The sequence below is a fragment of the Paraburkholderia ginsengiterrae genome (assembly GCF_001645125.1).
Lineage (GTDB): Bacteria > Pseudomonadota > Gammaproteobacteria > Burkholderiales > Burkholderiaceae > Paraburkholderia > Paraburkholderia ginsengiterrae.
The window spans coordinates 40,679-66,045 of record NZ_LXKA01000176.1 but is presented as its reverse complement, the minus strand read 5'-3'; the positions used below and the strand labels follow the sequence as shown (position 1 = coordinate 66,045).

The 25,367-nt window shown below is 62.5% G+C and carries 25 protein-coding genes; 9 read left to right on the top strand and 16 right to left on the bottom strand.

Annotated features, from left to right (window positions below; translation table 11 throughout):
* The first annotated feature begins 78 nt into the window (after window positions 1–78).
* Window positions 79–1,554, top strand: a complete 1,476-nt coding sequence (locus tag A6V37_RS13940) for an MFS transporter (protein WP_064286064.1) — start codon at window positions 79–81, stop codon at window positions 1,552–1,554.
* Between the two features lie 140 nt (window positions 1,555–1,694).
* On the opposite strand, the gene A6V37_RS13935 is transcribed toward A6V37_RS13940, so the two are convergent.
* From A6V37_RS13935 to A6V37_RS13915, 5 genes are all read right to left on the bottom strand, one after another.
* On the bottom strand, window positions 1,695–1,967 hold the full coding sequence (locus A6V37_RS13935; RefSeq protein ID WP_064265309.1) for a hypothetical protein: 273 nt from the start codon (window positions 1,965–1,967) through the stop codon (window positions 1,695–1,697).
* A 64-nt stretch (window positions 1,968–2,031) separates the two neighbouring features.
* Window positions 2,032–2,463, bottom strand: a complete 432-nt coding sequence (locus A6V37_RS13930) for a DoxX family protein (protein ID WP_064265308.1) — start codon at window positions 2,461–2,463, stop codon at window positions 2,032–2,034.
* Window positions 2,464–2,657: 194 nt separating this feature from the next.
* A complete protein-coding gene (locus tag A6V37_RS13925) occupies window positions 2,658–3,122 on the bottom strand; it encodes an RbsD/FucU family protein (protein ID WP_064265307.1) in 465 nt (154 codons plus the stop codon).
* Complete coding sequence (locus tag A6V37_RS42310; protein ID WP_242665702.1) at window positions 3,116–3,631, bottom strand: hypothetical protein; 516 nt, start codon at window positions 3,629–3,631, stop codon at window positions 3,116–3,118. Before A6V37_RS42310 ends, A6V37_RS13925 begins: the two co-directional genes overlap by 7 nt.
* Window positions 3,632–3,659: 28 nt before the next feature.
* Complete coding sequence (locus A6V37_RS13915; RefSeq protein ID WP_064265306.1) at window positions 3,660–4,028, bottom strand: nuclear transport factor 2 family protein; 369 nt, start codon at window positions 4,026–4,028, stop codon at window positions 3,660–3,662.
* A gap of 125 nt (window positions 4,029–4,153) precedes the next feature.
* Between A6V37_RS13915 and A6V37_RS13910 the strand changes: the two genes are divergently transcribed.
* The 6 genes from A6V37_RS13910 (at window position 4,154) to flhC (ending at window position 8,110) form a co-directional block, all read left to right on the top strand.
* Window positions 4,154–4,693 (top strand): type II toxin-antitoxin system RelE/ParE family toxin, encoded by a 540-nt coding sequence (locus A6V37_RS13910; protein ID WP_341271995.1) that lies wholly within the window; start codon window positions 4,154–4,156, stop codon window positions 4,691–4,693.
* Entirely contained in the window at window positions 4,690–4,992 is a 303-nt protein-coding gene (locus A6V37_RS13905; RefSeq protein ID WP_064265305.1) for an addiction module antidote protein, read from the top strand. Before A6V37_RS13910 ends, A6V37_RS13905 begins: the two co-directional genes overlap by 4 nt.
* 180 nt (window positions 4,993–5,172) lie before the next feature.
* On the top strand, window positions 5,173–6,024 hold the full coding sequence (locus A6V37_RS13900; RefSeq protein ID WP_479724534.1) for a helix-turn-helix domain-containing protein: 852 nt from the start codon (window positions 5,173–5,175) through the stop codon (window positions 6,022–6,024).
* On the top strand, window positions 6,024–6,560 hold the full coding sequence (locus A6V37_RS13895) for a GNAT family N-acetyltransferase (RefSeq protein WP_064265304.1): 537 nt from the start codon (window positions 6,024–6,026) through the stop codon (window positions 6,558–6,560). The genes A6V37_RS13900 and A6V37_RS13895 overlap by 1 nt, the downstream gene beginning before the upstream one ends.
* Before the next feature lie 645 nt (window positions 6,561–7,205).
* The gene (gene flhD / locus A6V37_RS13890; protein ID WP_007177882.1) at window positions 7,206–7,526 is read left to right on the top strand and encodes a flagellar transcriptional regulator FlhD; all 321 of its coding nucleotides are present in this window, start codon (window positions 7,206–7,208) and stop codon (window positions 7,524–7,526) included.
* Between the two features lie 14 nt (window positions 7,527–7,540).
* Entirely contained in the window at window positions 7,541–8,110 is a 570-nt protein-coding gene (gene flhC, locus A6V37_RS13885) for a flagellar transcriptional regulator FlhC (protein ID WP_007177883.1), read from the top strand.
* A 130-nt stretch (window positions 8,111–8,240) separates the two neighbouring features.
* Here the strand turns inward: flhC and A6V37_RS13880 are convergent, their stop codons facing one another.
* From A6V37_RS13880 to A6V37_RS13835, 10 genes are all read right to left on the bottom strand, one after another.
* Complete coding sequence (locus tag A6V37_RS13880; protein ID WP_064265303.1) at window positions 8,241–9,569, bottom strand: Nramp family divalent metal transporter; 1,329 nt, start codon at window positions 9,567–9,569, stop codon at window positions 8,241–8,243.
* 60 nt (window positions 9,570–9,629) lie between these two features.
* Window positions 9,630–10,832 carry an acyl-CoA dehydrogenase family protein gene (locus A6V37_RS13875; protein WP_064286063.1) on the bottom strand — a complete coding sequence of 401 codons (1,203 nt, stop codon included), beginning with the start codon at window positions 10,830–10,832 and terminating at the stop codon, window positions 9,630–9,632.
* Window positions 10,829–11,485, bottom strand: coding sequence for a methionine ABC transporter permease (locus A6V37_RS13870; protein ID WP_064265301.1), 657 nt, complete (start codon window positions 11,483–11,485; stop codon window positions 10,829–10,831). Before A6V37_RS13870 ends, A6V37_RS13875 begins: the two co-directional genes overlap by 4 nt.
* Entirely contained in the window at window positions 11,478–12,638 is a 1,161-nt protein-coding gene (locus A6V37_RS13865) for a methionine ABC transporter ATP-binding protein (RefSeq protein WP_064265300.1), read from the bottom strand. The genes A6V37_RS13870 and A6V37_RS13865 overlap by 8 nt, the downstream gene beginning before the upstream one ends.
* A 13-nt stretch (window positions 12,639–12,651) precedes the next feature.
* Window positions 12,652–14,058 carry an LLM class flavin-dependent oxidoreductase gene (locus A6V37_RS13860; protein ID WP_064265299.1) on the bottom strand — a complete coding sequence of 469 codons (1,407 nt, stop codon included), beginning with the start codon at window positions 14,056–14,058 and terminating at the stop codon, window positions 12,652–12,654.
* A 43-nt stretch (window positions 14,059–14,101) separates the two neighbouring features.
* Entirely contained in the window at window positions 14,102–14,941 is an 840-nt protein-coding gene (locus tag A6V37_RS13855) for a MetQ/NlpA family ABC transporter substrate-binding protein (RefSeq protein WP_064286062.1), read from the bottom strand.
* 242 nt (window positions 14,942–15,183) lie between these two features.
* Window positions 15,184–16,797, bottom strand: coding sequence for an efflux transporter outer membrane subunit (locus A6V37_RS13850; RefSeq protein ID WP_064265297.1), 1,614 nt, complete (start codon window positions 16,795–16,797; stop codon window positions 15,184–15,186).
* Window positions 16,798–16,810: 13 nt separating this feature from the next.
* Window positions 16,811–19,996, bottom strand: a complete 3,186-nt coding sequence (locus A6V37_RS13845) for an efflux RND transporter permease subunit (protein WP_064265296.1) — start codon at window positions 19,994–19,996, stop codon at window positions 16,811–16,813.
* 56 nt (window positions 19,997–20,052) lie between these two features.
* Complete coding sequence (locus tag A6V37_RS13840; protein ID WP_064265499.1) at window positions 20,053–21,297, bottom strand: efflux RND transporter periplasmic adaptor subunit; 1,245 nt, start codon at window positions 21,295–21,297, stop codon at window positions 20,053–20,055.
* Between the two features lie 34 nt (window positions 21,298–21,331).
* Window positions 21,332–22,186 carry an alpha/beta hydrolase gene (locus A6V37_RS13835; protein ID WP_064286074.1) on the bottom strand — a complete coding sequence of 285 codons (855 nt, stop codon included), beginning with the start codon at window positions 22,184–22,186 and terminating at the stop codon, window positions 21,332–21,334.
* Between the two features lie 173 nt (window positions 22,187–22,359).
* Here A6V37_RS13835 and A6V37_RS13830 point away from each other — a divergent pair, with 173 nt between their 5' ends.
* Window positions 22,360–23,364, top strand: coding sequence for a LysR family transcriptional regulator (locus A6V37_RS13830; protein ID WP_064265295.1), 1,005 nt, complete (start codon window positions 22,360–22,362; stop codon window positions 23,362–23,364).
* A gap of 248 nt (window positions 23,365–23,612) precedes the next feature.
* Window positions 23,613–23,924: a DUF4148 domain-containing protein gene (locus A6V37_RS13825; RefSeq protein ID WP_064265294.1), complete on the top strand. Its 312-nt coding sequence runs from the start codon at window positions 23,613–23,615 to the stop codon at window positions 23,922–23,924.
* A gap of 279 nt (window positions 23,925–24,203) precedes the next feature.
* On the opposite strand, the gene A6V37_RS13820 is transcribed toward A6V37_RS13825, so the two are convergent.
* Window positions 24,204–25,259: a purine-nucleoside phosphorylase gene (locus tag A6V37_RS13820; RefSeq protein ID WP_064265293.1), complete on the bottom strand. Its 1,056-nt coding sequence runs from the start codon at window positions 25,257–25,259 to the stop codon at window positions 24,204–24,206.
* Window positions 25,260–25,367 lie beyond the last annotated feature (108 nt).

Below are 25,367 nucleotides of genomic sequence, written 5' to 3'. Positions count from 1 at the left end.
TCCGATGCCGTTCTGGCGACATCCATACTTCACGCCGCATCAAAACGTCATGCGCTGCATCGGATCTACGATGGGTCCATGAACTCATCGATCCTCCCTCACTCGCGCGCGTTCGGCCGCGTCCTCGCGACGGTCAGCGTCGGCTTCGTCGTCACGCAGCTCGACGTGACCATCGTCAACATCGCCTTGCCGAAAATCGGCGCGGACCTGCACGCGAATGTCGCGGGCCTGCAATGGGTCGTGGACGCTTACACACTCGCCTTCGCCGTACTGATGCTGTCCGCCGGCGCACTCGGCGACCGGTTCGGCGCACGGCGCATGTACGCGGCCGGCATCGTGCTGTTCGCGCTCGCGTCGCTCGCCTGCGGTCTCGCGCTCGATGCCCCCATGCTGGTCGCCGCGCGCGCCTTGCAAGGCATCGGCGCCGCCGCCATGCTGCCGAACTCGCTGGCGCTGCTCAATCAGTCCTACGGCCACGATCCCAAGCTCCGGGCCCGCGCGGTCGGGTTATGGACCGCTGCGGGAGCGATCTCGATCGCGGCCGGGCCGGTGGTCGGCGGCCTGCTGTTCGCGGCATTCGGCTGGCGCAGCATCTTTCTCGTCATTCTGCCGATCTGCGTGGCCGGCTTGCTGGCGACCTTGCGCTGGGTGCCGCGTCCGGCGGCCGAACTGCATCACAGCCGGCAATCCGTGGCGGCCGGCGCAACAAATGCAAGCCCGCGCGGCATCGACCTGAGCGGCCAGTGTCTCGCCATCGTCGCGCTGACGGCCTTCGTCGCCGCTGTGATCGAATGGCGGCCGCTAGGTCCGGGTCATCCACTCGTGGCCGGCGGCTTCGCGCTCGCGCTGGTCGCAGCCAGCGCCTTTGTCGCGGTGGAATCGCGCAGCACGGCACCGATGCTGCCGCTCTCGCTGTTCCGCAAACGCACCTTCAGCGCGGCGGTGCTGTTCGGCATCTGCGTGAATCTGACCTACTACGGCATGGTGTTCGTGCTGAGCCTGTATTTGCAGCGCGCGCGCGGCTATACGCCGCTGCAGGCAGGCCTCGCCTTCCTGCCGCTGACGGGCGGTTTTCTGCTTTCGAATGTGGCAAGCGGCTGGGTGGTCGGCCGCTTTGGCGTGCGCGCGCCGATGACAGCGGGTGCGCTCACCGCCGGGCTCGGCTACGGCCTGCTGCATTTCGTCGACGCCAATACGCCGATCGCCGGCCTGCTGCTGCCGTTCCTGCTGATTCCGTCCGGCATGGGCCTCGCAGTCCCGGCGATGACCACCGCCGTGCTGGCCTCAGCCGAAGCGCAGCGCGCCGGCACAGCGTCAGCAGTATTGAATACGGCGCGACAGGCAGGCGGCGCGGTGGGCGTGGCGGCCTTCGGCGCGTTGGCGAGCGGCGCGGCCGCCACGCAAATCGTCGCCGGCATGCAGGTGGCGACCGCCGTGTCGGTTGGCCTGCTGATGCTCGGTGGCGCGCTGAGCCGCTTCGTGCATCCGCAACCGCGGTCGTCGCACTCGAGTCGTCACCAGGCGGGACGTGAACGGGCAAGCGATTCGCCCTGACCTGTCAAGCGCTGTGCGGTCCACGCAAAAAATAAACCCCTGCGATGCTTTCGCACCGCAGGGGTTTATTTCTTGACGGCAAGCCGGCGGAAACGGACGCGAACCGACGCACGCCACGACTCGCCGTTACGCCATGCCGCTTAGAGCGACGCTTCCTGAATCGTGCCGGTATCGATCGCGCGCTCGATCAACCCTTCGCTTTGCGCCTTCGCAACAGCGTTGGCAATCAGCTTTTCCGGATCCTCGATCTCGGCCTTGATCGCGCCGATAATTCCGGACGCATCCAGAACCACCAGTGTTTTGGCTGAATCGGCCAGACTGATGATCACCCGATGAGGCGTGGCCCCTTCTCCGAGGCTCGCGCACAACTGCGTGACCTTGCCGTCAATAACCTGCTCGAAACTTTGGATCATCGCTTACTCCCAGGATGGCCGCCGGAATCGGAAGCGACCTGTTCAGACCCTATCGGCCACCGTGCTAGAGACCCAATCCGCCGCGCGGCGCGCGCATCCCGTCGATACTGATACGGCCCGCACCGGTCACGAACAGCAGCAGAAAACCGCCGGCGATGCCGATGTTCTTCCAGAAATGAATCACCATCTCGCGTTGCAAGGCGGCGTCGGTAACATTCCAGAAGTCGTGCCCCAGCACCGCGGTCGCCACCGTGTAGACGGCCATGATGAGCGCAAGCGGACGCACCTTGAAGCCGACGATCAGCAGCAGACCGCCGAGCGCTTCGACAGCGGTTGCAACGGGCGCGGCGACCTGCAGGAACGGCACGCCCTTCGAATGGAGGTAGCCGACGAAGCCCGCATAGCCCAGCAGTTTCATCACACCGCCCCACAAAAACAGCACCGCGAGCGCAATACGTGCAATGAGGATAACGCCGGAATCGACGGGACGCGTCATGAGGGGCTCCTGTAAATGAATAAGCAGCAGACCCGGCTAAGGAGCCGCAGTTCCCCGCTTTGCACCTGAGAATAAGTGCATTGCCCGTCTTTTCCAAGTTCGGACTGCAATGTAGCGCACCTTACCGCCCCCCGCGTGCCGGTGCGCGACTCGCCCGCCGCCACATGGGGCGGACGGCGCAGTGCCTGGAAAGGCTACGACCGGGGCGCGTCCGGCGCGAGCAGAACGCCTTTCGTGAACACGAAGCAGCCGTAGCCACGTTCTTCGCCGGTCGCTATCACGCAGTACGCTTTGCGCGCCCGCTCGTAAAACGCAAACCGTTCAATCGACGCAAACGGCACATCGCGCCCTTCGGCGGCGTTGATCTCGATCTGCGCTTCGCGTTGCACGGCGGGAATCGTGTTCGGCTCGCCAACCACTTCCATGCGCGAAGCAGGGCGCTCGATGAACGTATCCAGCGGCATCACCGACAGCACGGCGCGAATCGCACGCGGCGAGCTCACGCCGTCGAGGCGGAGCAACTTGCCCAGCACGCTCTCGCGCGCGACTGCACTGGCAGGGAAATTGGCGTCGCAAATGACGAGTTCGTCGCCATGGCCCATCGAGCGTAGTGCATGCAGTATGTCGGCATTCAGCAGCGGGTCCAGATTCTTCAGCACGGTGTTTCCTTGAGATCCGACTGGCGGCAAGCCGCCCGGGTTGGGACGCGGGGTCCTGGCAGTTTCGAGCGATCGACGCATGGCTGCTTCACGCCCATGTTCGAGTATGGCCAGGGCAACTGGCGTTCAACAAGGGCGGTGCCGCGCTTCGAATCGCATTCTGTCGAACGATTGTAACAAGCAACGTTGCGCCTCTCCGCCGAGGGCGGCCGGCCGCAGCCGCACGCCGCGTTACGTGGGATGCTCGCCGAGGGACTGTGCCGCACCGCAGGAAGGACAGCGATGCCGCCGCACCGCCACCGCAGCCAGCCAACCATCGCCAGCAGCACGAGACCGGCGCCGCCCAGCACCGGCTCGCGCCAGCCCAGCAACGCCGTGAACATGAAGGCGCGCGCACCGGCGAGCAGCGCAAAGCCCGCGATTGCGCTGCACAGTCCGTCGACGGCGCCCGACAGGCGCGCGCAGGCAATGCTCGTTTCGGGTGCCGTGGCGGAAGCGGCCTCGTGCATGATTGTCTCCGTGAAGTAAGAACCGTGGTCAGGCGCCGCCCGGCACCTGGTCGAGGAAACCGGTGACCGCCTGCAGGCGGCCGTGCGCATCGACCACGCCAAAGTCGGATCCCTTGACGATCGCGTCGCCCGCGGGCGTGGTCAGTTCCCACGAGAAGCGCAGCCGGTTGGCAAAGCCGTCGACCTCGCCCGTGCGGCGAAACGTGTGATGCGGGAAGCGCTCGTGCACCGCGCGGATCATCGCGTCGATGCCGTCGTGGCCCGCGCCGGCCAGCAGCGGATCGCGATAGTCGGCGTCGGTGGTCCATGTCGCGACGATCAACTCGCGACGGCGCGCGCTGTCGGTTTCGTTCCATGCATCGAAATAACGGTCGATCAGATCGGTATGGGCATTCATCTCAAGACTCCTTGGTTGGCATGACTGAGCACTACGCTCGGCAGACACGCTGTGTGCGGCGGGCTCGGAGACAAGATTGACGGCTCGCGCGCATTGCGTCGATTACGTGGGAGGTAAGCATCCGCATGCGCGAAGGGGATGACGTCTGTCATTTGCGCGCGGGATTGGCCATCTGGCTGAATCGTCAGGCGGGACGCGGGCCGCTAACCTCGTGGGGCAAATGGGCGCTGCGCACCACTGGCACGCGGCATATGACGCATTCCAACCACACGCATAGGGGCCACTTTTTCGATATGGTTTTTACACTTGCAAAGACGTATCTACACGGATACACTTATCAGCAAATCGGTTCACCTCCCGCTTATACGGTCAATCGCACTGAGGAGTTCGACACCTGGCTTTCCCGGCTCACGGATTTAAGAGCGAGGGCGAAAATTCTGGTGCGAATCCGGCGTGCGGAACGCGGGCAATTCGGCGACGTGAAGTTGCTGGAAGACGGTGTGTCCGAGATGCGCATCGACTGGGGCCCCGGCTATCGGGTCTACTTTGCGCGTGAAGGGCGCGTGATGTATCTGCTTCTCTGCGGTGGCGACAAGTCCACCCAGACAGCCGATATCAAGCATGCCAAAACAATGTGGGCAGCCATCAGAGAGGAACTGTCATGAGCAAGATCAAAACCGCACGCTTCGACGCATCGCACTACCTCGACAGCGAGGAAATGATCGCTGAGTATCTCAACGCGGCACTTGAAGAAGGCGACGCCGAAGTCCTGCTCGCCGCCATCGCGGACATCGCCAAAGCGCGCGGTATCGCCAAGGTCGCGGCAGATGCCGGACTCGGGCGCGAAAGTCTCTACAAAACGCTCGCACCCGGTTCCAAGCCGCGTGTGGATACAGTGTTGAAGCTGATGCGCGCACTCGGCGTCAAACTCAACGTGGTACCGGAAGGCACGGCAACGGCTTGAGTTGCGGTTCCAACCGGTCCATCGGCGCCGGCCGGCCACCACACCGGATTGCCGCGCCCTGCGTTGTGCGCGTTTCCGGGATTTCGTAGACGTTGCCGGGGTATTTTCCGCGTATTCCCGGGGTATTCCATTACCTGCCAGGTAATGGATCGCAAGCGCGCTTTGGCTATGATCGGTGGCATGAACACACTCTCTCTTGCGCAAACCGTCCCGCCGCATCAAGCGTCGGCCAGCCGCACCGTTGGCGACCTGCTGCGCGAGTGGCGTCAGCGGCGAAGAATGAGCCAGTTGCTGCTCGCCACGGAAGCCGACGTCTCGACACGCCATTTGAGCTTCGTCGAATCGGGCCGCGCCGTGCCTAGCCGGGAAATGGTCATGCATCTTGCCGAACGGCTCGACGTGCCGCTGCGCGCGCGCAATGCGTTGCTCGTCGCGGCTGGCTACGCGCCGCTGTTCCGTGAGCGCCCGCTGTCGGACCCGCAGTTGGCCGCCGCACGCGAGGCCGTAGAGCTGGTGCTCAAAGGCCATGAGCCTTATCCGGCGCTCGCGATCGACCGCCACTGGACCATCATCGCCACGAACAACGCGCTGGCGCCGCTGCTGGCCGGTGCGAGCCCGGAACTGCTGAAGCCGCCAGTCAATGCACTGCGCCTGAGCTTGCATCCGGAGGGCATCGCGGCATCCATCGTCAACTGGCACGCCTGGCGGGAGCACGTACTAGCCCGGCTGCAACGGCAAATCGACGTCAGCGGCGACGAGGCGTTAGCCGCTTTGCGTGACGAACTGACGGCCTATCCCACGCCGCCCGGTGCCGATGCGCCAGAGCGCGACAACGCCGCCGTCAATCAGATTGCCGTGCCGCTGCGGCTGCGCACGCCAATCGGCGTATTGTCGTTTTTCAGCACGACCACCGTGTTTGGCACGCCGGTGGACGTGACACTTTCGGAACTCGCTATCGAAGCCTTCTTCCCTGCCGATCCGCAAACCGCGGCGGCATTGCGGGAGTTCGCCGAAAGACCCCGTCCGGAGTGATGCCCTTGAACGACCAGACCGTCCTCGTACGCCAGCTCGGCCTTGCCGATCGCAACGACTATTTCCAGCTTCGCCTGCGTGGACTGAAGGCGCATCCGGATTCGTTCGGTCAGAGTTACGAAGAGGCGCTGTCGAAGGGCCCGTCACAGCACGACGTGTTGTTACAGGGCTCGTGCGCGGCCGAGGGCGACTTCCTGCTCGGCGCGTATGCGTTGGACCGTACGCAACTGGTCGGCGTAGTCGGCCTGTTACGCAACCCGAGCGACAAACAGCGGCACAAGGCCGCCGTGATCGGCATGTATGTCGCGCCGGAAGCCGCGGGCCGCGGTGTTGGGCGCGCGTTGCTCACCGAACTGCTGGCGCGTGCCGGGCGCATAGAAGGCTTGAAGCAAATCCAGTTACTGGTCGGCAGTCGAAACGAAGCGGCCCGCAAACTTTACGAGTCGGTCGGCTTTCACAAATACGGCTGCGAAATCGGCGCACTCAACGTCTACGGCGTCTTACATGATGCCGATTTGATGGCGCACTTCCTGTAACACATCACCGGCGCGCACCGGCGCCCGCGCTCAGCCGCCCTCCACCTGCCATCTGCCGCCAGCCGCCAGCCGCCAGCCGCAAAGTCCACCCCATTCCAGCGGCCGGATACAGGAAGTTACGCGCGACGTTACAAATGCGGCCTGGTTTGTAACAGGGGTCTCATCATGCTTTTGTCCATGCGTATTGTCCCCTTAACGGTAATCCAGACCGGTATTTATTACTCTTAATTCCTTCGCTTTCTATTTCCTTTCCAGTCCAAATGACAATTACCGGGTTCTCCCCGACTCGCATCACGCGCCTGCACAAACTCGTCGGACTCCCGTCATACAAGGGTTTTCATGGATCCGGCGAGCCACTTTGAAGGCAAACAATCTGCCATGCATCATCTATTACAGCGCCGTGAAAAACTTACCGAAATTTGATGCATTTTTTTGAGATATTTTTTTGAGAAGGGATTGATTTCTTGTTTTACCCTTCATACAATTCGTCCCAAGCTGTTACGAAATGTAACGCGATGTATCAAAAGGTCGCAGTCTGTATCAAGTCGCGACACGTAGCCGGAGGTCACCGTTTCCGGCGAGGTACAAAAGACATAACGGCAAAAAAAGCCGACATAGTAATTCGGGGCTTCGGAAACAGAAAAAATGGACCGTAGCAGCGAGACGCTGGATTCTATCCGCGAGATCAACTTGTCTTACATCATGCTTGCGCAACGTATGTTGCGTGAGGACAAACCGGTCGGCATGTTCCGGCTGGGCCTGTCGTCGGAACTGGCTGATTTGCTTGCCGGGCTGTCGCTCGCGCAGATCGTCAAGCTGGCCGCTTCCGATCAGCTTTTGTGCTTCTTCCGCTTCAACGACCACTCGATGCTGTCGGCGTTGACGCAAACGACGAAGCACACGGCGGTTGCACCGACCCACGCGGCGATCCTGCTTGCAGGCCAGCCCGCCGAGCAGTTTGCTTAATCAAGGTGACTGCCATGCTCAAGCGTAGCCTGACGGAAGACGCTCAAGAAGTGTTCCGTGCCATTGCGCTGATCGAACTCGGCGCTCGCATGCAGGTGCTCGAAAGCGAATTGACGCTCTCGCGCGATCGCATGATCCGCCTGTACCGCGAGGTCAAAGGCGTATCGCCGCCCAAGGGCATGCTGCCCTTCTCGGCGGACTGGTATATGACGTGGCTGGCGAACATTCACGCATCGCTGTTCTACAACACGTACCTGTTCCTGAAGAACGAAGCGCGCTGCTCGCATCTCGACGCGCTGACCAAAGGGTATCGGCTGTATCTGGAACATTGCCAGCACAGCGAAACCGAACCGGTGCTCGACCTGACGCGCGCATGGACGCTGGTGCGCTTCTTCGACGCCGACATTCTGCAATTGACCAAATGCTGCCGCTGCACCGGCAAGTTCGTGGCGCACAAGCACGATCTGCAGCATAACGTGGTGTGCGGCGCCTGCCAGCCGCCTTCACGTGCCGGCAAGACGAAGAAAGCCGCGGCCGCGCGCCAGGAAGCGCTCGAAGCCGCGCAGATCGCGCAAGCCGCTTGAACCAGCTCTGACGCGAGGCAGGCGGGGCCAGCCTGACTCAAAAAACCGAAGCCTTGAAAAATCCGCGCTTGCGCGGATTTTTTTTCGCCCGCATCGAGCGAGGCGCCACGTAGCGGCGCGAGGCCGCGGCTCAGCCGGCCAATCCCACTGTCTGCACCACCAGCCAAAGATTCGCCGCGCTGATCACCACGAACAGCGTCCACGCAATCACGCGCGTCAGCAGCGTGTTGGCGAATGCCCCCATCAACGAGCGGTCGCTCGTCATGCGGATCAACGGATAGAGCGCGAACGGCAATTGCAGGCTCAGCACAACCTGGCTTGCAACCAGCAGTTGGCCGACCGCGCCGTTGCCCATGACCTGCACGCCGATCAGCGCGGGAATCAGAGCCAGCGCTCGCGTGATGAAGCGCCGCTGCCAGCACGGAATTTTCAGCTTCAGGAAACCTTCCATGATGACCTGCCCGGCGACCGTGCCGGTAAAGGTCGAACTTTGCCCCGAGGCAAGCAGCGTGACGGCGAACAGCACCGCGGCGAAGCCGGTGCCGACGATCGGCGCGAGCAGCTTGTAGGCGTCTTCGATTTCGGTGACCTGATTGTGGCCGGTCGCATGAAACGCGGCGGCGGCCAGAATCAGAATCGCCATATTGATCAGCAGCGCGATCACCAGCGAGACGATCGTATCGATACGCGACATGCTGATCGCCGACTTGATACTGGTGTGATCGCGCTTGACCGCGCGCGTTTGCACGATCGACGAATGCAGATACAGGTTATGCGGCATGACCGTTGCGCCGAGAATGCCGATCGCCAGATACATGGGTTCGCGCGAGCTCAAGGCCTGCCACGACGGAATCATGCCTTGCGCAACGGACGGCCAATGCGGCTGCACCAGCGCCAGCTCGATGATGTACCCCACCCCGATGGTCGCGATCAGGCCGAGCATGATCGCTTCGAGATCACGGAAGTTCTTGCCCTTCAGGCCGAGCACGATCAGCGTATCGAAAGCCGTCAGCAGAACGCCGGTGGTCAGCGAGCATTTGAACAGCAGATGGAACGCCAGCGCGCCGCCGAGCACTTCCGCCAGATCGCAGGCTACGATCGACAGCTCGGCGAGCAGCCACTGAAAGCGCGCGACACGCGGCGAATAGCGCGTACTCGACAACTGCGCGAGGTCCTGCCCGGTGGCAATGCCCAGACGCATGCTCAGGCATTGCAGCGCAATGGCCGCAAGACTCGACAGCACGACGACGAATAGCAGGCTGTAGCCGTAACGCGATCCGGCTTCGATATCCGTGGCCCAGTTGCCCGGGTCCATATAGCCGATCGAAACCAGCAGGCCGGGGCCGGCGAATTGCAGGATCTTCTTCCAGAACGGCGCGCCTTGGGAGACAGCGACCGAGCCTTGTACCTCGGATGGGCAAAACGGCGCCGTTGCGGTGGTCGGTAGTTTGAACTGCAATCCGGGAGCCTCTTGAAGGGGAGAAAACGCGGCGCCTCGTCCAGGCTGCCGCGACCCGCCTCAAGTGTACAAAGAAACCTCCGGCAATGCCCCGGTGAGCGCGTAACGGCCGACGTCGCGCACGCGATAGTCGAGTGGATCGTGCAGCGTGTGCACACGGGCGTTGCGCCAGAAACGATCGAGCGCGAGCGGCGCGTGCGTGGCGCGGGCGCCACAGGCATCGAACAGCTTTTCGCTGATGTCGAGCGCGGCGCGGTGGGCGACGATCTTGGCTTCCGAGGTGGCGAGCGCAACCTGCGCGCGCGTTTCCGCCGCGAGCGACGGACCTTGTTGCCAGGCGTCTTCGAGCAGCCAGGCGGCACGCGTGGCCAGCGCCTCCGCGCTCACCGCTTGCAGCCGCATCTCGCCGAAACGCTGGATCAGGTAGGGATCGTCCGTCGCTTTGTCGACGCCGGAATAGATCCACGCCTTGCCGTGCCGGGTCACATACGCGCGCGCTTCGTCGAGCGCGCCTTGCGCGATGCCCACGAACAGATTGGTCAGCACCAGCTGCGAAACCAGCGTGCGCAAGCTCGCATACGGCGTGTCGGCCCGCTTCAGCACTTCGTGCGGCTCGACCCTGACTTGCACGAACGAGACGCTGCCGCTATCGGTCTGACGCTGGCCGATCGGGTTCCAGTCGTCGTGGACGGTAATGCCCTCGCTCCTCTGCTGCAGCACGCCGAACACGGGGTTGCCGGTGGCCGGGTTGTGCGCTGAAAACGTCATCATCTGCGAGCCGCGGGTACCTGAGCAAAAACCCTTCTGGCCATCGAGAAGATAGCCGCCGTCGCTGGTTGCGCGTGCAACGAGTCGCGTATCGAGCGGATTGACCGCGTTGCCCCACCACCACCGTCCTTCGACCGTGCCGCCCAGATAGCGGGCACGTTGTTCGGGATTGCCCCACACATTAATGCTCACTACCTGCAGGCAGGTAAAACCCAGCAGATGCGCGAGCGCACTGTCCACCTGAGCGATCTGTCGAATCGTGTCGTAGATGTCGGGCCAGCGCGCGCCGACGCCACCGAACTCGCGGGGCACGGCGAGGGTGAGCAGACCGGCGTCGGCAATCCATTGTTTTTCCCCGGCCGCATGGCCGCCGTCGCGGTCGCGTTGCGCGGCACTGGCACGCAACGCGTCGAGCAAACCTGCAAGCTCGCCCACGCCAGGCGCAGCGGATGCCGGGGCCGTTTGCAACGCCTCTGCATGACGAAGATTGTTCATACGCGTTGTGCGAGCCGCCGCACGAAGCGGTCGCCGGCGAGCTGCACGGCCGTGACGATCGCGATCAGCAAGGCGATCACCGTGACCATCACGGTCGTATCGAAACGCTGATAGCCGTAGCGGATCGCCAGGTCGCCGAGACCACCCGCGCCAACGGCACCCGCCATCGCCGAGGAGCCGATCATGGCAACCACGGTAATCGTGAATCCGCCGAGTATGCCTGGCAGCGCCTCGGGCAGCAGTACGTGCCAGATGATATGGCGACGTTGCGCGCCCATCGCTTGCGCGGCTTCGATCAGACCGCGATCCACTTCCCGCAGACTTACTTCCGCCACGCGCGCAAAGAACGGAATTGCGGCAATGCTGAGTGGCACGATCGCGGCCCAAACGCCGATCGTCGTACCGATCAGCAAACGCGTGAGCGGCAGCAGCGCCACCAGCAGAATGATGAACGGCGTGGAGCGAAACACGTTGACGAGCGCACCGAGCACGCTGTTCACGGCGCGCTTCTCGAAGATCCCGCCGCGTGTCGTGGTGACCAGCAACAGCGCTAACGGAATGCCGGCCAACGCCGCGATGAACGCGGACACGCCGACCATGACGATGGTGTCGCGAATCGCGTCGGCGAGTTCGGAAAGCCAGAGTTCAGACATAGCCCAGCACCTCGACATGATTGGCATGGCGGCGCGCGCGTTCGAGCAGCGTCGCGATCTGCTTTTGCGGGGTGTTCTCCGCGCTCGCGCGCAACTGTGCGGATACCACTAGACGCCCCTGCGCATGGCCTTGAATGCGGTCTATGCCGCCGTGCACGAAGCTCACGCCTCCGCCTTCCAGGCTCAGCGCCGACGTGAGACCGCCAAGATCCGGCTCGCGCGCATCGGCACCGGTGAAGCGCACGTCCAGCAAGATCCGCGCATCCGCCTGCTTCAGGTCCTGTAAAGGCTTGAGCCGTTCAGCCAGGTCCGCGGGCAAGTCGTGCACCAACGTACGCAGCAGCGCGCGCGTCGCGTCATGTTGAGGATCGCCGAACACGCGCCACACCGGCCCGGTTTCCACGACCTCGCCACGCTCGATCACCGCAACCGTATCGCAGACCTCACGAATCACCTGCATCTCGTGCGTGATCAGCACGATGGTCAGGTTCAGCCGCTGGTTGATGTCGCGCAGCAAGGCGAGAATGGCCTGGGTCGTTTCGGGATCGAGAGCGGATGTGGCCTCGTCGCACAGCAGGATGTCCGGATCGGTCACCAACGCACGCGCGATGCCGACGCGCTGTTTCTGTCCGCCGGACAGGCTCGCCGGATAAGCGTCACGCTTGGCCGTTAAGCCCACCAACTCGAGCAGCGCATTGACCTTTCTGTCGATCTCCGCTCTCGGCACGCCGGCGATTTTCAGCGGTAACGCAATGTTCTCGCGCACGGTTTTCGCGGAGAGCAGATTGAAGTGCTGAAACACCATGCCGATACGGCGGCGCAACGTCACGAGTCCGCGCTCGTCGAGTTCGCCGACGTTCACGCCATTCACACGCACCGCGCCGGAACTCGGTTTTTCCAGTCCGTTGATGAGCCGCAGCAGCGTCGACTTGCCTGCGCCGCTGCGACCGATAATGCCGAATACCTCGCCACGTGCCACGTTCAACGAAACGTTGGAAAGCGCCGGGGTCGATACGCCACGCGCGTTGGCGAATACCTTGCCCACGTTGTCGAATATCACGGCGACCTTGTGCGCCGTTGCCTCGGAACCTGAATTCACGGCAAGAGACGGGGCGTCCTCAATGAACTGCGGCAGATCGAAAAAGTGAGTCATAGCGTCATTTCTCTCAGGCTTCCACGGCAGACAACGGGTTCGCCGGCGCCCGGCGCCGATGCTGCGCGCCCGCATGCACGTCCGGCAGACGCGCGCGGCCGCCACCGAACAGCTTCTCCCGCAACGTCGGCGCAGGGTCGTAGTCTTCCTTGTAGACGCCGCGGTTCTGCAACTCCGGCACAACCAGATCCACGAAATCTTCGAACGATTCGGGCATCACCGTGCGCGTCAGATTGAAACCGTCGACACCCGCCTCCTCGATCCACGACACCAGTTCGTCCGCAATCTGTTGCGGCGAGCCGACCACCGGTTTGGCGCGGCCGCCGAGTGTCATCTGTTCTAGCACCTTGCGCTTGGTCCACACGCCACTCACGCTTTTCTTTGAAATGGCCTCGACGGCCGATTGCATCGAATCCGTTTTTACATAGGTGATCGACTCGTCCAACTCGTATCGCGAGAAGTCGATGCCCGTGGAGCTGGAGAAATGCGCAATGCCGCCCTCGGCACTCGCGTAGCGCCTGTACTCCGCGAATTTTTCCTGCGCTGCGCGCTCTGTTTCGCCGACTACAACGGTGATGCCCGCGAAGATCTTGATATCGTCCGGCGCGCGGCCGAAGCTGACTGCGCGCGAGCGGATGTCGTCGACAATGGAGCGTGTCAACGTTTTGTTCTGGCCGCCGACAAACACGCATTCGGCGTGACGCGCCGCAAAATCGACGCCGCGGCTCGACGACCCCGCCTGGTACAGCACCGGCGTGCGTTGCGGCGACGGCTCGCTGAGGTGGATTGCGTCGATCGAATAGTACGGACCATCGTGCTTCACGCGGTGCACCTTGTCCGGGTGCGAGAAAATGCGCGCCGCGCGGTCACGCACCACCGCGTCGTCTTCCCAGCTTTGCTCCCACAACTTGTAGACCACGTCCATGTAATCGTCGGCGCGATCGTAGCGGTCGTCATGGCCGATCTGCTGCGCGAGTCCCATGCCGCGCGCCGCGCTGTCCAGATAACCGGTGACGATATTCCAGCCCACCCGCCCCTTGGTCAGATGATCGAGCGTCGACATGCGCCGCGCGAACAGATACGGCGGCTCGTAGGTCAGATTCGACGTCACGCCGAAGCCGATGTGCTTGGTCACATGCGCCATGGCGGGCACGATCAGCGACGGATCATTGATCGGAATCTGCACCGACTCGCGCAGCGGCGTTTGCGGGCCGCCCTCATACACGTCATACACGCCGACAATATCCGCGAGAAAAATCCCGTCGAACTTGCCACGCTCCAGCGTTTGCGCAAGGCTCGTCCAATAATCGAGATCCGTGTAATGCGCCGAGCGATCGCGCGGGTGTGTCCACAAACCGTGATTGATATGGCCGACGGCGTTCATATTGAACGCATTCAGCAGAATCTTTTTCTTCGCCATGATGCGACTCGTTGGATTGTCCAGGCAGCGTGGTCAGTTCGGATTACCAGGCAACGGCGTAAAGATTGCCGAAAGCTTTGTCGAGCGCCGAGCGCACGGCCGGCGAATGCTGATAAAGCGCGATGAACTTGCGGATACGCGGATCGTTCACGCTTTCCGGACGCACGACCCACTGGATCGCGTAGTTCTTGTTTTCGAGCCCGTCGAACAGCAGCGCGCTATTCGGGTCGGTGGTGCCCGCGAGCTTGATGAAGCTCGGGTAGCCTTGCGCGAGATCGACGTCGTCGAGCGAGCGGGCGAGTTGCGATGCTTCGAGCTGCACGATCTTCAGATGCTTCGGATTGTCGATAATATCGAGCGTCGTTGCGCGATAGTCGATACCCGGCGTCAGCTTGATGAGTCCGGCGCGTTGCAGCAGCAGAAGACCACGGCCGCCGTTCACCGGATCGTTCGCGATTGCAACCGTGGCGCCGTCCTTCAGTTCGTCGAAACGTTTGATCTTCTTCGAATACAGACCGATCTTCATGATCGTGCCCGGCGCGATGGCAACGAAGTTATAACCGCCCTGCTTCTTCGCGTTCTCGAGAAACGGAATGTGCTGGAAGTAGTTGACGTCGATGTCCTTGTTCGCGAGCGCCGCATTCGGTGTGTTCCAGTCGGTGAACTCGATGATCTTCACATCGAGCCCCTGCTCTTTCGCCTCGCGGGCCGCGACTTTGAGCGCTTCGATTTGCGGGCTGGTAGCCGTGCCGATTTTCAGCGTGGGCGTATCGGCAGCATTAGCCGGAGCGACCTGCAATGCGAGCGCGAGACCGAACGCACTGATGAGCGAAGCAGCCGGCGCCGTGAAAAGACGCTGCACGGTGGAGTAAAAAATGCGCATGGTGAACTCGTAGGGTTGGGACGTGGCAGCGACAGGACACGCAGGCCGATCGGCGCGGACAGCGGAAGCCGGACGGGTCACGGCCGCTCTTCCGATGCGGTGCGAATCATCATAGAGGGCGGAAAACTGCCGGTCTACGAACGGATTTTTGGAAGGAAAGCGGGGAAAACGATTTGGACAAAAAAAACCGGGCCGCGCTTTCGCGCGACCCGGCGTGTACTGCCCGTCAACGATCCGGCAACTTACTGCTTCGCCACCTGCTGTACGGAAGCAGCGCCGGAAGCGGACTCCGGAGCCGCCGCGGCAACCGTCGTCGACGAGACCGGCTCAACCGCACCCACTGCCGTATCCGGCACCTTCACGTCGCCCCAGCCACCGCCCATCGCGCGAATCAGATTAACCGTTGCCACCGCTTGCGTACCGGACAAATGGCTCGCCTGCAATTGCGTCAACAGTACTTGCCGCTCGCCGTCGATCACATCCAGATAGCTGACCGCGCCTTCCGTGTACTGCGTGCGCGACAGATGCTCGGCCCGCTGCGATGCCTCGACCGCATTGTTCTGCTCGCGGATCTGATCGTCCAGCAAACGCAAATCGGACAGATTGTCCTCGACCTCGCGGAACGCCACCAGCACCTGCTGACGATACTGCGCCACGTCCTCGTCATACTTCGAGCGGGCGTCGGCGAGGTTCGCTTTGCGGCGGCCACCGTCGAACAAAGGCACCGCCAATGCCGTGCCGGCAAACGGCCCGAGGATGAACGCGCGGCTCGACCACTTGAACAGATCGCCCAGCGTCGCCGATTCAAAACCGAACGCACCGGTAATATCGAGCTTCGGGAAGAACGCCGACTTCGCCAGCCCCACCCGCGCATTCGCCGCGATCATCGCGCGCTCCGCCGCCGCAATATCCGGCCGGCGTTCGAGCAAGTCCGAAGGCAGACCCGACGGCACACGCACCGTGACCGGCACGAGCGGCGCCTCCGCGAACGAGAAATCCGCCGGTGGCTTGCCGAGCAGAATCGCGAGGCTATGTTCGGACGCGGCGCGCTGCCGCGCCACACCCACGGCATCGGCACGCGCGCTCGCAAGCTCATTGCGGGACCGCGATACATCCAGCTCGCTGATATCGCCTTCCTTGAAACGACGCTCGACCAGCTTCAGCGTGTCCTCGCGCAGCGCCACGGTACGACGGTAAAGATCCTGATCCGTATCGAGTTCGCGCAACTGGAAGTAGTTCTGCGCAACGTCCGCCTGCAGCGACAGTTGCACCGAGCGGAACAGCGCTTCGCTTTGCTGCTCGTCCGCACGCGACGCGTTCACGTTCGAGCTGACCCGCCCGAACAGATCCGCTTCGTATGACGCGGTGGTTTGCGCGCGCCAGATCGTGCCGGTGGTGCCGCCCGCGCTATCCGGCAGGAATTGCGACGCAGCCGAAGCACGCTCGCGCGTCGGGCCAAAGCCCGCGTCCAGTTTCGGGAACCAGTCCGACTTCGCCGCCTGCGTCACCGCGCGCGCCTGCTGTACGCGCGCCGCAGCCGCTTTCAGGTCCTGGTTGGCGGCGGCGGCCTGCTCTTCCAGCGCGTTGAGTTGCGGGTCGCCGAAAATCGTCCACCATTGGCCGCGAAGCGCGTCGTCCGATGGCTGAGCCTGCTTCCATGTGCCGTTCTGTTGCGCCGAAGGTGCGGACGCCGCGGAAGTGGCCGACGCGGCAGCAGGTGCTTCCTTGAACGCGGCCGGCGTGTCCACCTCCGGCCGCTTGTACGTGGGCTCCAGCGAGCAGGCGGCGAGCAGCGCGACCAGCAAACCGCTTGCAGCCGCCCGGCCCCACCCGCTCAAAGATTCAAAACGATTCATTGTTGTTTTCTCCTCAAGCGTCCGCGACCGGCGCTGCATAGTGCGGCGCGTCTTTCTGCGCGACGTGAATCGTCCCGCCGGCCATCGTACGCAGCACCACATAGAACACAGGGGTCAGCATCAGACCGAACAGCGTGACGCCGAGCATGCCGAAGAACACCGCCACACCCATTGCGTGACGCATCTCCGAACCCGCTCCGCTCGACAGCACCAGCGGCACGACACCCATGATGAACGCGATCGACGTCATCAAAATCGGCCGCAGACGCATCCGGCTCGCCTCGATCGCCGCCGCGAGCGGCGTACGCCCGTCATGCTCGAGTTCGCGAGCGAACTCGACGATCAGAATCGCGTTCTTCGCCGACAGCCCCACCAGCACCATCAAGCCGATCTGCGTGAAGATGTTGTTGTCGCCACCGGTGAGCCACACGCCGGTCAGCGCGGACAGCACGCTCATCGGCACGATCAGGATCACCGCGAGCGGCAGCGTCAGACTTTCATACAACGCCGCGAGCACGAGGAACACGAGCAGCACGCTGATCGGGAACACCCACAAGCCCGCATTGCCGGCAAGAATCTGCTGGTACGTCAGGTCGGTCCATTCGAGCTTCACGCCGTGCGGCAAGACTTCGGCCGCTACGCGTTCGGCCGCGGCCTGCGCCTGACCCGACGAGAATCCCGGCGCGGGTCCGCCGTTGATGTCGGCGGCCGTGTAGCCGTTGTAGCGCACCACCATTTCCGGGCCATACGTCGGCGTGACCGTCACGAGCGACGACAGCGGCACCATGTCACCCGCCGCATTGCGGGTCTTCAGTTGCAGGATGTCGTCGGCGCGCTGACGGAACGGCGCGTCCGCCTGCACCCGCACCTGATACACGCGGCCAAAGCGGTTGAAGTCGTTCACATACAGCGAGCCCAGATAGATCTGCATCGTGTTGAACACGTCCGTGACCGGCACGCCGAGCTGCTTGGCCTTCACGCGATCCAGGTCGACGTTAAGCTGCGGCACGTTGATCTGATAGCTGGAGAACGTCGGGCCGAGTTCGGGCGTTTGCGCCGCCTTCTTCACGAACGCCTCCGCTGCCTTGTTCAACTCCGCGTAACCGACCGCGCCGTGGTCCTCCAGTTGCAGCTTGAATCCACCGAGCGTGCCGAGGCCGAGCACGGGTGGCGGCGGAAACACCGCGACGAACGAATCCTTGATCGCGCCGTATTGCTGGTTCAACGCGCCGGCAATTGCTCCGGCGGAGAGTTTCTTGTTGCCACGCTCCTTGAACGGCTTGAGTGTCACGAACACGATGCCCGCGCTCGAGCTATTCGTGAAGCCGTTCACCGACAGACCCGGGAACGCCACCGCGCTCTCCACGCCCGGCTGCTTCAGCGCAATCGCGCTCATGTCGCGGATCACTTTCTCCGTACGATCGAGCGACGCACCGTTGGGCAACTGCGCGAACGCAATCAGGTACTCCTTGTCCTGCGCCGGCACGAAGCCGCCCGGCACCACACGCGAGATCAGCACGGTCGCGCCCAGCAGGATCGCGTACACCGCGAGCATCGCACCCTTGCGGCGCAGCACGCCGGTCACGCCACGGCCATACTCCGTCGAGCCGCGATGAAACACCTTGTTGAAGCGCTTGAAGAAGCCACCCAGCACGCGATTCATCACACGCGTCAGGAAGTCTTCCTTCGCGCCGTGGCTGCGCAACAGCATTGCGGACAACGCCGGCGACAAGGTCAGCGAGTTGAACGCCGAGATCACCGTCGAGATCGCGATGGTCATCGCAAACTGCTTGTAGAACTGGCCCGTCAAACCGGTCATGAACGCGAGCGGCACGAACACGGCAACCAGTGTCAGCGCAATCGCGATAATCGGCCCGCTCACTTCCTGCATGGCTTTATACGTCGCGTCGCGCGCACTGAGCCCGCTTTCGATGTTGCGCTCCACGTTCTCCACCACCACGATCGCATCGTCCACCACGATTCCGATGGCTAGCACCATGCCGAACAGTGACAACGCGTTGATCGAGAAGCCGAACGCGAGCAGCAGCGAGAACGTCCCGACAATCGACACCGGCACGGCGATCAGCGGAATGATCGAAGCCCGCCACGTCTGCAGGAACACGATCACGACGATCACCACCAGCGCGATCGCTTCCAGCAGCGTATGCACGACTGCCTCGATACTCGAGCGCACGAACTGCGTCGGGTCATACACGATCTTGTATTCGACGCCCGCCGGCATGTCTTCCGCCAGTTCCTTCATGGCGGAGCGCACCTGGTCGGAAATCGCCAGCGAGTTCGCGCCCGGCGCCTGGTTGATTGCCAGCGCCACGGCCGGCTTGTTGTCGAGCAGCGAACGCAGGCCGTATTCCGACGCCGCGAGTTCGATACGCGCAATGTCGCGCAGGTAGGTCACACCGCCGTCCGGCGTGGTCTTGACGATGATGTCGCCGAATTCGCCCTCGGTCTTCAAGCGGCCGCGTGCATTCACTGACAATTGCAGTTGCGTGCCCGGCACCGAAGGCGATGCGCCGATCACACCGGCCGCCACCTGAATGTTCTGCTCACGGATTGCGTTGACCACTTCGGTCGCCGTCAAGCCGCGTTGCGCCACTTTTTGCGGATCGAGCCAGACGCGCATGGCGTAGTCGCCCGAACCCCACAACTGCACCTCGCCAACGCCCTGAATCCGCGCGAGACGGTCCTTGACGTTCAGCAGCGCGTAATTGCGCAGATACGTCATGTCGTAGCGATTGTTCGGCGAGATCAGGTGGACCACCATGGTCAGCGTGGGCGAGCTCTTGATCGTCGTGATGCCGAGCCGTTGCACGTCTTCCGGCAGACGCGGCAGCGCCTGGTTGACGCGGTTCTGCACCAGCTGCGTCGCGAGGTCCGGGTTGGTGCCGAGCTTGAACGTCACCGTGAGCGTGAGATTGCCGTCGCTATTTGCTTGCGACTGCATGTACAGCATGTTCTCGACGCCGTTGATCTGCTCTTCGAGCGGCGAAGCGACGGCTTCGGCGATCACCTTCGGATTCGCACCCGGATACTGCGCGTGCACCACCACCGATGGCGGCACCACTTCCGGATACTCCGAGATCGGCAGCCTGAAGAGCGAAATGATGCCCGCCAGCAGGATCAGGACCGACAACACGCCGGCAAAGATCGGTCGATCAATGAAGAATTTGGATATGTTCATGGAAAGCTCTTAACGTTGGAGCATGGGCTGCGTCGTCAAACCGCGGCGCATGAAGCTCACGAGTTATTGTCCGACTTGGCACGCGTCTGCGTCTGCGCTTGTGTCTGCTTCTGCTTCTGCGTCTGCGCCTGCGGCGCGCTGTTCGGATCCTGATCGGCTGTCATCGGCACCATATGCGCACGTATCTGGTCGCCCGGACGCACACGCTGAATGCCGTTCACGACAATGCGGTCAGTCGCCTTCAGACCGCTCGTGACGACCCGCAGATTGCCCTGCATGCTGCCCACCCCGATCTCGCGATACACCGCGTGATTGCCCTGATCGACCACCAGCACGAACTTCTTGTCCTGGTCGGTGCCCACTGCCGCGTCGTCGATCAGCAGTGCCGGATGCGGCTCGCTGCCGCCCACTTTCACGCGGGCATACAAACCAGGAATCAGCGCGCCATCTTCGTTATCGAAGCGCGCACGCACGCGGATCGTGCCCGACGACGTGTCGAGGCGGTTGTCCACCGATTCGATCGTGCCGCTGCGCGAGTAGCCGGTTTCGTCGGCGAGACCGAGTTCCACCGGCACCTTGCTGCCGTCTTTCGCGCGGCTCAGGTATTGCAGGTAGGTTTGTTCGTCAGCGTCGAACGATGCGTAGATCGGCGACACCGACACCAGCGTGGTCAGCGGGGCCGAGCTCGCGCCCGCCGACACCACGTTGCCCACCGTGATTTCCGCGCGCGACACGCGGCCTGCCACCGGCGCGACAATCTTCGTGTAGCCGAGATTGATGCGCGCGGTTTCGAGCGCGGCCTGCGCGGCCTTCAGGTTGGCGCTCGCCTCGCGCGCGGCGTTCTGCTTCTCGTCGTAGTCGCGCTTGGCGATCGCGTTGTCGGTGATCAGACGCTGCGCGCGCTCCCAGTCGCTTTGCGTGTACCCAGTGCGTGCCTGCGCGGCGGCGAGCTGCGCCTCCGCGCGGTCCACTTCCGCCGCATACGGGCGCGGATCGATCACGAACAGCGTGTCGCCCTTCTTCACGAGCGCGCCGTCCTTGAAGTTGACGGACACGATGGTGCCCGGCACCTGTGAACGCACGTCCACTTTTTCGACGGCCTCGAGGCGGCCCGAATAGGTCTGCCAGTCGGTAATCGTTTTTTGCACCACCGTGGCGACATCGACTTCCGGCACGATGGTCGGCGCGGCAGGCGAGCTCGCATCCACGCGAATCGCGCCGAACGTGCCCAGCCCGGCTACGGCGAGAACAACAACTGCAGCAATCGCCACACGGCGACGGGAAAGAGGAAGGATAGTCATGTGAAGCTCCCGGTATCGTTGATTGAAGTTCTGTTTATCGATGGGCGCGCGCATCGAAGCGCCACTGAAAAAATCGCACCGCTTCCTGCAAAGCGGCCGGATGATCGGCCAACGCGGCATGCGAGACGCTCGGATAGCGAACCACCTGGGTCACCACCCCGGCGTCGATCAGACTGCCGGCGTATTTCTCCGCTTCCACATGCAGCACGTCGTTTTGCGCGGTCAGGATCAGCGTGGCCGGCAGACCCGCGAGCCGCGACGATTCGAGCGGCGCGGCATACGGATGCATGCGCTGCGACGCTTGCGGGAGATACGCGCGATAACAGGCCGCGCACTCTTTCGCCGTGATATCCGAACCCAGACGCTTTTCGTCGCCGAGACGCGTCAGGCTCGGATCGAGCATCGGCCCGAATAGCGCCTGGGCGGCAATCCGCACGTCGCCGCGATCGCGTGCGATGAAAGCGAGGCAATTGGCCAGCTGCCCGCCTGCGTCGTGACCCGCCACACCCACTTTCTTGCTGTTGCCGCCGAACGCGCGGGCCCGCGTTTGCACCCACAGCGCCGCGCGGTGCGCGTCTTCCGGGGCGGCCGGAAACGGAAACCGCGGCGCCAGCGAATAACCGACCGATACGACCAACGCCGGTAAGTGTTCCGCGAAAAAACGCGCGGCGTGATCGGCCTGATCGACCGAACCCTTCGTAAATCCACCACCGTGGAAATAAAGCAGCACCGGCAGTGCGGTCTTTCCAGCCAGCCGGTACAGCCGCAATGTGATGTCCTGTGCGTGCCCTTCGATCTGCACGTCAGTGACTTCGAGTGCCGTACTGTCGGCCTCCGCGATGCCGCTATCAGCGGGGACAAACGTGTACGGCGGTTTAAATGCTTCCATGTCGAGCCGCGCAATGCGCATAGAACTTCAATGGTGCGAATTGTGGGTTCGGCAGACTCCTAAATAAATGCCTATAATCCGGCAACACAATTCGGCGCCTCTGAACAATCGAATGCGATTGCTCTGCGGAATCCATTCCCGTTCAGTGCGCCTGCCCCTTCTGGAGGTTTGCAATGGACCGGCTTCAGGCCATGCAAGTGTTCACGCGCGTCGTCGACACCAACAGCTTTACCCGCGCAGCGGAAACGCTCGATCTGCCGCGCGCCTCGGTTACGACCATCATTCAGAACCTCGAAGCGTTTCTCGGCACGCGCCTGATGCATCGAACCACCCGGCGTTTGTCGCTCACGCCGGACGGCGCGGCGTATTACGAACGCTGCGTGCGCATCCTCGCGGACGTCGAAGACACCGAGGCCAGTTTTCAGAGCGGCACGAAAAAGCCGCACGGCAAGCTGCGTATCGACATGCCAGGTTCGATCGGCCGCTTGCTGGTGATTCCTGCGCTGTGCGAATTCCACACGCGCTACCCGGACATCGACCTGCAACTGGGCCTGACGGATCGCCCGGTGGATCTGGTGCAGGAAGGCGTGGATTGCGTGGTGCGAATCGGTGCGCTACAGGATTCTTCGCTGGTGGCGCGCCGTATTGGTCTGTTCGAAGGCGTAACGTGCGCAGCCCCCGAATACATTGAGCGCGCGGGCATGCCGTCTTCGCTCGAAGACCTGGAGAATCACAAAGCAGTCAATTACTTTTCCAGCCGCACCGGGCGCACGCTCGATTGGGCCTTCATGGTTGATGGCAAAGAAGTTGAAGTGAAGATGAAGGGCATCGTCTCGGTGAATGACGCCGATGCCTACGTGACTTGCGGGTTGGAAGGCTTCGGCCTGATTCAGCCGGCGCTCTTCATGGTGCTGCCGCATCTGCGTTCGGGCCAGCTGGTAGAAGTGTTACCGGAACTGAAACCTTTGCCGATGCCGATTTCCGCAGTCTATCCGCACAGTCGCCATCTGTCGCCTAAAGTCCGCGTTTTCGTAGACTGGATCGCGGAGCTGTTCGACCGTTGCCCGTTGCTGAGCGGACGCGGCAGTCTCGACGCAATGTGCACGAAGCGCACACTTGAAGAACGCGAGTCTGGCCCCACGCTCGATACCCCGGTGACTACGGAATGGGTGGCGTGACTATCGTCTAATGCGCGCGCGATTTGAAGTACCGAATCTGAAACAGTGAATTCCAACCGCGGCTCTAATGCCGCGGTTGTTCGAATAAACCAGCGTTTGCACGGCATTCCGCGTACTGTTGTCGAGATTGTTCTGGAATCGCGACAATTCATTTCGCGATTCGGCAATTTATCCGTGCGCTCTCCAAGTCTACATTTCACCCTGTCGCAGCGCCGCTCGCGCTGCCAATGAATCGACAGGAGTGGATCATGAAACGCAATCTATTGGCAGGTCTGGCGCTCTCGCTGCTCGCCAGCGCCCCTGTGTTCGCACAAGGCAGCGGCGGCATTGGCCGCGCCGGCACTTATCAAACGCAACCCACGGCAACCACGACTGCAACCGCGAAAACGCGTGCCGAAGTGCAAGCGGAACTCGTTGCGGCTTATCGCGACGGCTCGCTGCCCTCGCTGAATCGCACGACGTATCCGAACAAAGGTCTGATCGGTCAAACGCAGGCTTCGCGCATCGCGCTGCAGGAAGGCACGAACGGCGACGTCACGCGCGTGGCCAACGGACAGTAAGACGATATTTATCAGGTAGTTCGGCATCCAAAACAATTGGCCATTGCTGAACGATTCATGCACTCTTCAAGAAGGAGCACATCATGACACCCTCTGAACTCGACAATTGGGATACCGACACGCCAGTGTGGACGCCGTACCGCGCGCCTCAACACTAAGCGCTTCAGATGAAACGAGCCCACGGATCGCATCCGTGGGCGCGCGCATTTGAAAAGACCTGCTGAAGAGAACTACCGAAGGGTTTTACCGCGGACCTTACCGTGGACTTTACCGCGCACGTTACCGTTTAGGCACGCCGTCGCGCCACTCGTTCCAATGCGTGGAGATGTCCTGCACGAGCGGATTGCCCGTGAGGAACAGGTTCTGGATGGCGATCGTAAAACCGCCTTGCGCAGCGTAGTTCAGCAGGTTGTCGGCACTCGTCTGCCCGTCGTAGGGCCGGTCGAAATCGGAGCCCGCCCGCAACACGGCAACCCGATTCAGATCGACCTTGTTGACCGAGTCCGCGCGTTTGAGCGCCTCGTACGTGGCGTTGTCTTCCTGCTGCGTCGTGCAGTAGACGCCGTTTCCGTCGGTCAGGATCTTGGTCCAGTCGCGCGCCCGCTGACCAATCAGGGTTCCTGACCACCACGTATCGCCGGCCAGCGTATCGCATTGAATGACGGTCGGCGGGCGATTGGCCGGCGCATAAGAATACTTGGCGCGTGCGGCCTGCGCCTGCGCGCTATCGGACAGTGTCACCTGACGGGACAAGGCAAACGCCGTATCCGCGAGCCGCGTATTCAACTGGAACACTTCGGTGCGATAGTCGAGCGGCGGCTTGGCCGTAGGACTCGTGGTGTTGATGCCGAGGTAGCCGGTGTTCCAGCCGGGCGGAATCTCGCGCCCGTCGATCTCCCACTGAATCCCGAAGTCGACCAGATATTTCGCCCACGCGGCGGAACCCACGGTGCCTTGCTGCGGATCGATGCCCGCAATGCCGGCAACCATGAAGTACGTATGCCGCAAATCGAAACGCTGCGAGAACGTGAGCGCCATGATCGACGCAGCGGCATTGCTGTGCCCCATGCCGGTGGTCATCACGCAGACGTCCTGCTTGTTGCAATGAACCGTGGGGTAATCGGGCGACAGGCCGTCCACGGTGATTTCACGCCAGGGGCCGAGGTTATCGAGCCACACCTGCCCTTCCGGTCCGAACATCGAAATGATCATCACCTTGACGGGGCGTCCGTGCGAGCCGCCGTCGTTGTCGTCCGCGCTGGCCGGTCCGGACGAGAGGGCCGCGCATGCGGCGAGCGCCATGGCGGAAATGGCGCCGAGTGAGCGAGTCAGCATTGTGATCTTCCTTTTGCCTGTTAATGCAGATTGGGAGAAAGTCCTGCTTTCAAGCGCAAAGAAGTATAGATGCGAAAAAATTAATTGCACGCCGCCGCACACCCGCCG

Excerpts from the sequence above, each read along its gene's own strand:
- A6V37_RS13940 (WP_064286064.1), top strand. The coding sequence starts at position 79 with ATGAACTCATCGATCCTCCCTCACTCGCGCGCGTTCGGCCGCGTCCTC.
- A6V37_RS13935 (WP_064265309.1), bottom strand. The coding sequence starts at position 1,967 with ATGATCCAAAGTTTCGAGCAGGTTATTGACGGCAAGGTCACGCAGTTG.
- A6V37_RS13930 (WP_064265308.1), bottom strand. The coding sequence starts at position 2,463 with ATGACGCGTCCCGTCGATTCCGGCGTTATCCTCATTGCACGTATTGCG.
- A6V37_RS42310 (WP_242665702.1), bottom strand. The coding sequence starts at position 3,631 with ATGCACGAGGCCGCTTCCGCCACGGCACCCGAAACGAGCATTGCCTGC.
- A6V37_RS13915 (WP_064265306.1), bottom strand. The coding sequence starts at position 4,028 with ATGAATGCCCATACCGATCTGATCGACCGTTATTTCGATGCATGGAAC.
- A6V37_RS13910 (WP_341271995.1), top strand. The coding sequence starts at position 4,154 with ATGCGCGAAGGGGATGACGTCTGTCATTTGCGCGCGGGATTGGCCATC.
- A6V37_RS13905 (WP_064265305.1), top strand. The coding sequence starts at position 4,690 with ATGAGCAAGATCAAAACCGCACGCTTCGACGCATCGCACTACCTCGAC.
- A6V37_RS13900 (WP_479724534.1), top strand. The coding sequence starts at position 5,173 with ATGAACACACTCTCTCTTGCGCAAACCGTCCCGCCGCATCAAGCGTCG.
- A6V37_RS13895 (WP_064265304.1), top strand. The coding sequence starts at position 6,024 with ATGCCCTTGAACGACCAGACCGTCCTCGTACGCCAGCTCGGCCTTGCC.
- flhD (WP_007177882.1), top strand. The coding sequence starts at position 7,206 with ATGGACCGTAGCAGCGAGACGCTGGATTCTATCCGCGAGATCAACTTG.
- flhC (WP_007177883.1), top strand. The coding sequence starts at position 7,541 with ATGCTCAAGCGTAGCCTGACGGAAGACGCTCAAGAAGTGTTCCGTGCC.
- A6V37_RS13875 (WP_064286063.1), bottom strand. The coding sequence starts at position 10,832 with ATGAACAATCTTCGTCATGCAGAGGCGTTGCAAACGGCCCCGGCATCC.
- A6V37_RS13870 (WP_064265301.1), bottom strand. The coding sequence starts at position 11,485 with ATGTCTGAACTCTGGCTTTCCGAACTCGCCGACGCGATTCGCGACACC.
- A6V37_RS13865 (WP_064265300.1), bottom strand. The coding sequence starts at position 12,638 with ATGACTCACTTTTTCGATCTGCCGCAGTTCATTGAGGACGCCCCGTCT.
- A6V37_RS13860 (WP_064265299.1), bottom strand. The coding sequence starts at position 14,058 with ATGGCGAAGAAAAAGATTCTGCTGAATGCGTTCAATATGAACGCCGTC.
- A6V37_RS13855 (WP_064286062.1), bottom strand. The coding sequence starts at position 14,941 with ATGCGCATTTTTTACTCCACCGTGCAGCGTCTTTTCACGGCGCCGGCT.
- A6V37_RS13850 (WP_064265297.1), bottom strand. The coding sequence starts at position 16,797 with ATGAATCGTTTTGAATCTTTGAGCGGGTGGGGCCGGGCGGCTGCAAGC.
- A6V37_RS13845 (WP_064265296.1), bottom strand. The coding sequence starts at position 19,996 with ATGAACATATCCAAATTCTTCATTGATCGACCGATCTTTGCCGGCGTG.
- A6V37_RS13840 (WP_064265499.1), bottom strand. The coding sequence starts at position 21,297 with ATGACTATCCTTCCTCTTTCCCGTCGCCGTGTGGCGATTGCTGCAGTT.
- A6V37_RS13835 (WP_064286074.1), bottom strand. The coding sequence starts at position 22,186 with ATGGAAGCATTTAAACCGCCGTACACGTTTGTCCCCGCTGATAGCGGC.
- A6V37_RS13830 (WP_064265295.1), top strand. The coding sequence starts at position 22,360 with ATGGACCGGCTTCAGGCCATGCAAGTGTTCACGCGCGTCGTCGACACC.
- A6V37_RS13825 (WP_064265294.1), top strand. The coding sequence starts at position 23,613 with ATGAAACGCAATCTATTGGCAGGTCTGGCGCTCTCGCTGCTCGCCAGC.
- A6V37_RS13820 (WP_064265293.1), bottom strand. The coding sequence starts at position 25,259 with ATGCTGACTCGCTCACTCGGCGCCATTTCCGCCATGGCGCTCGCCGCA.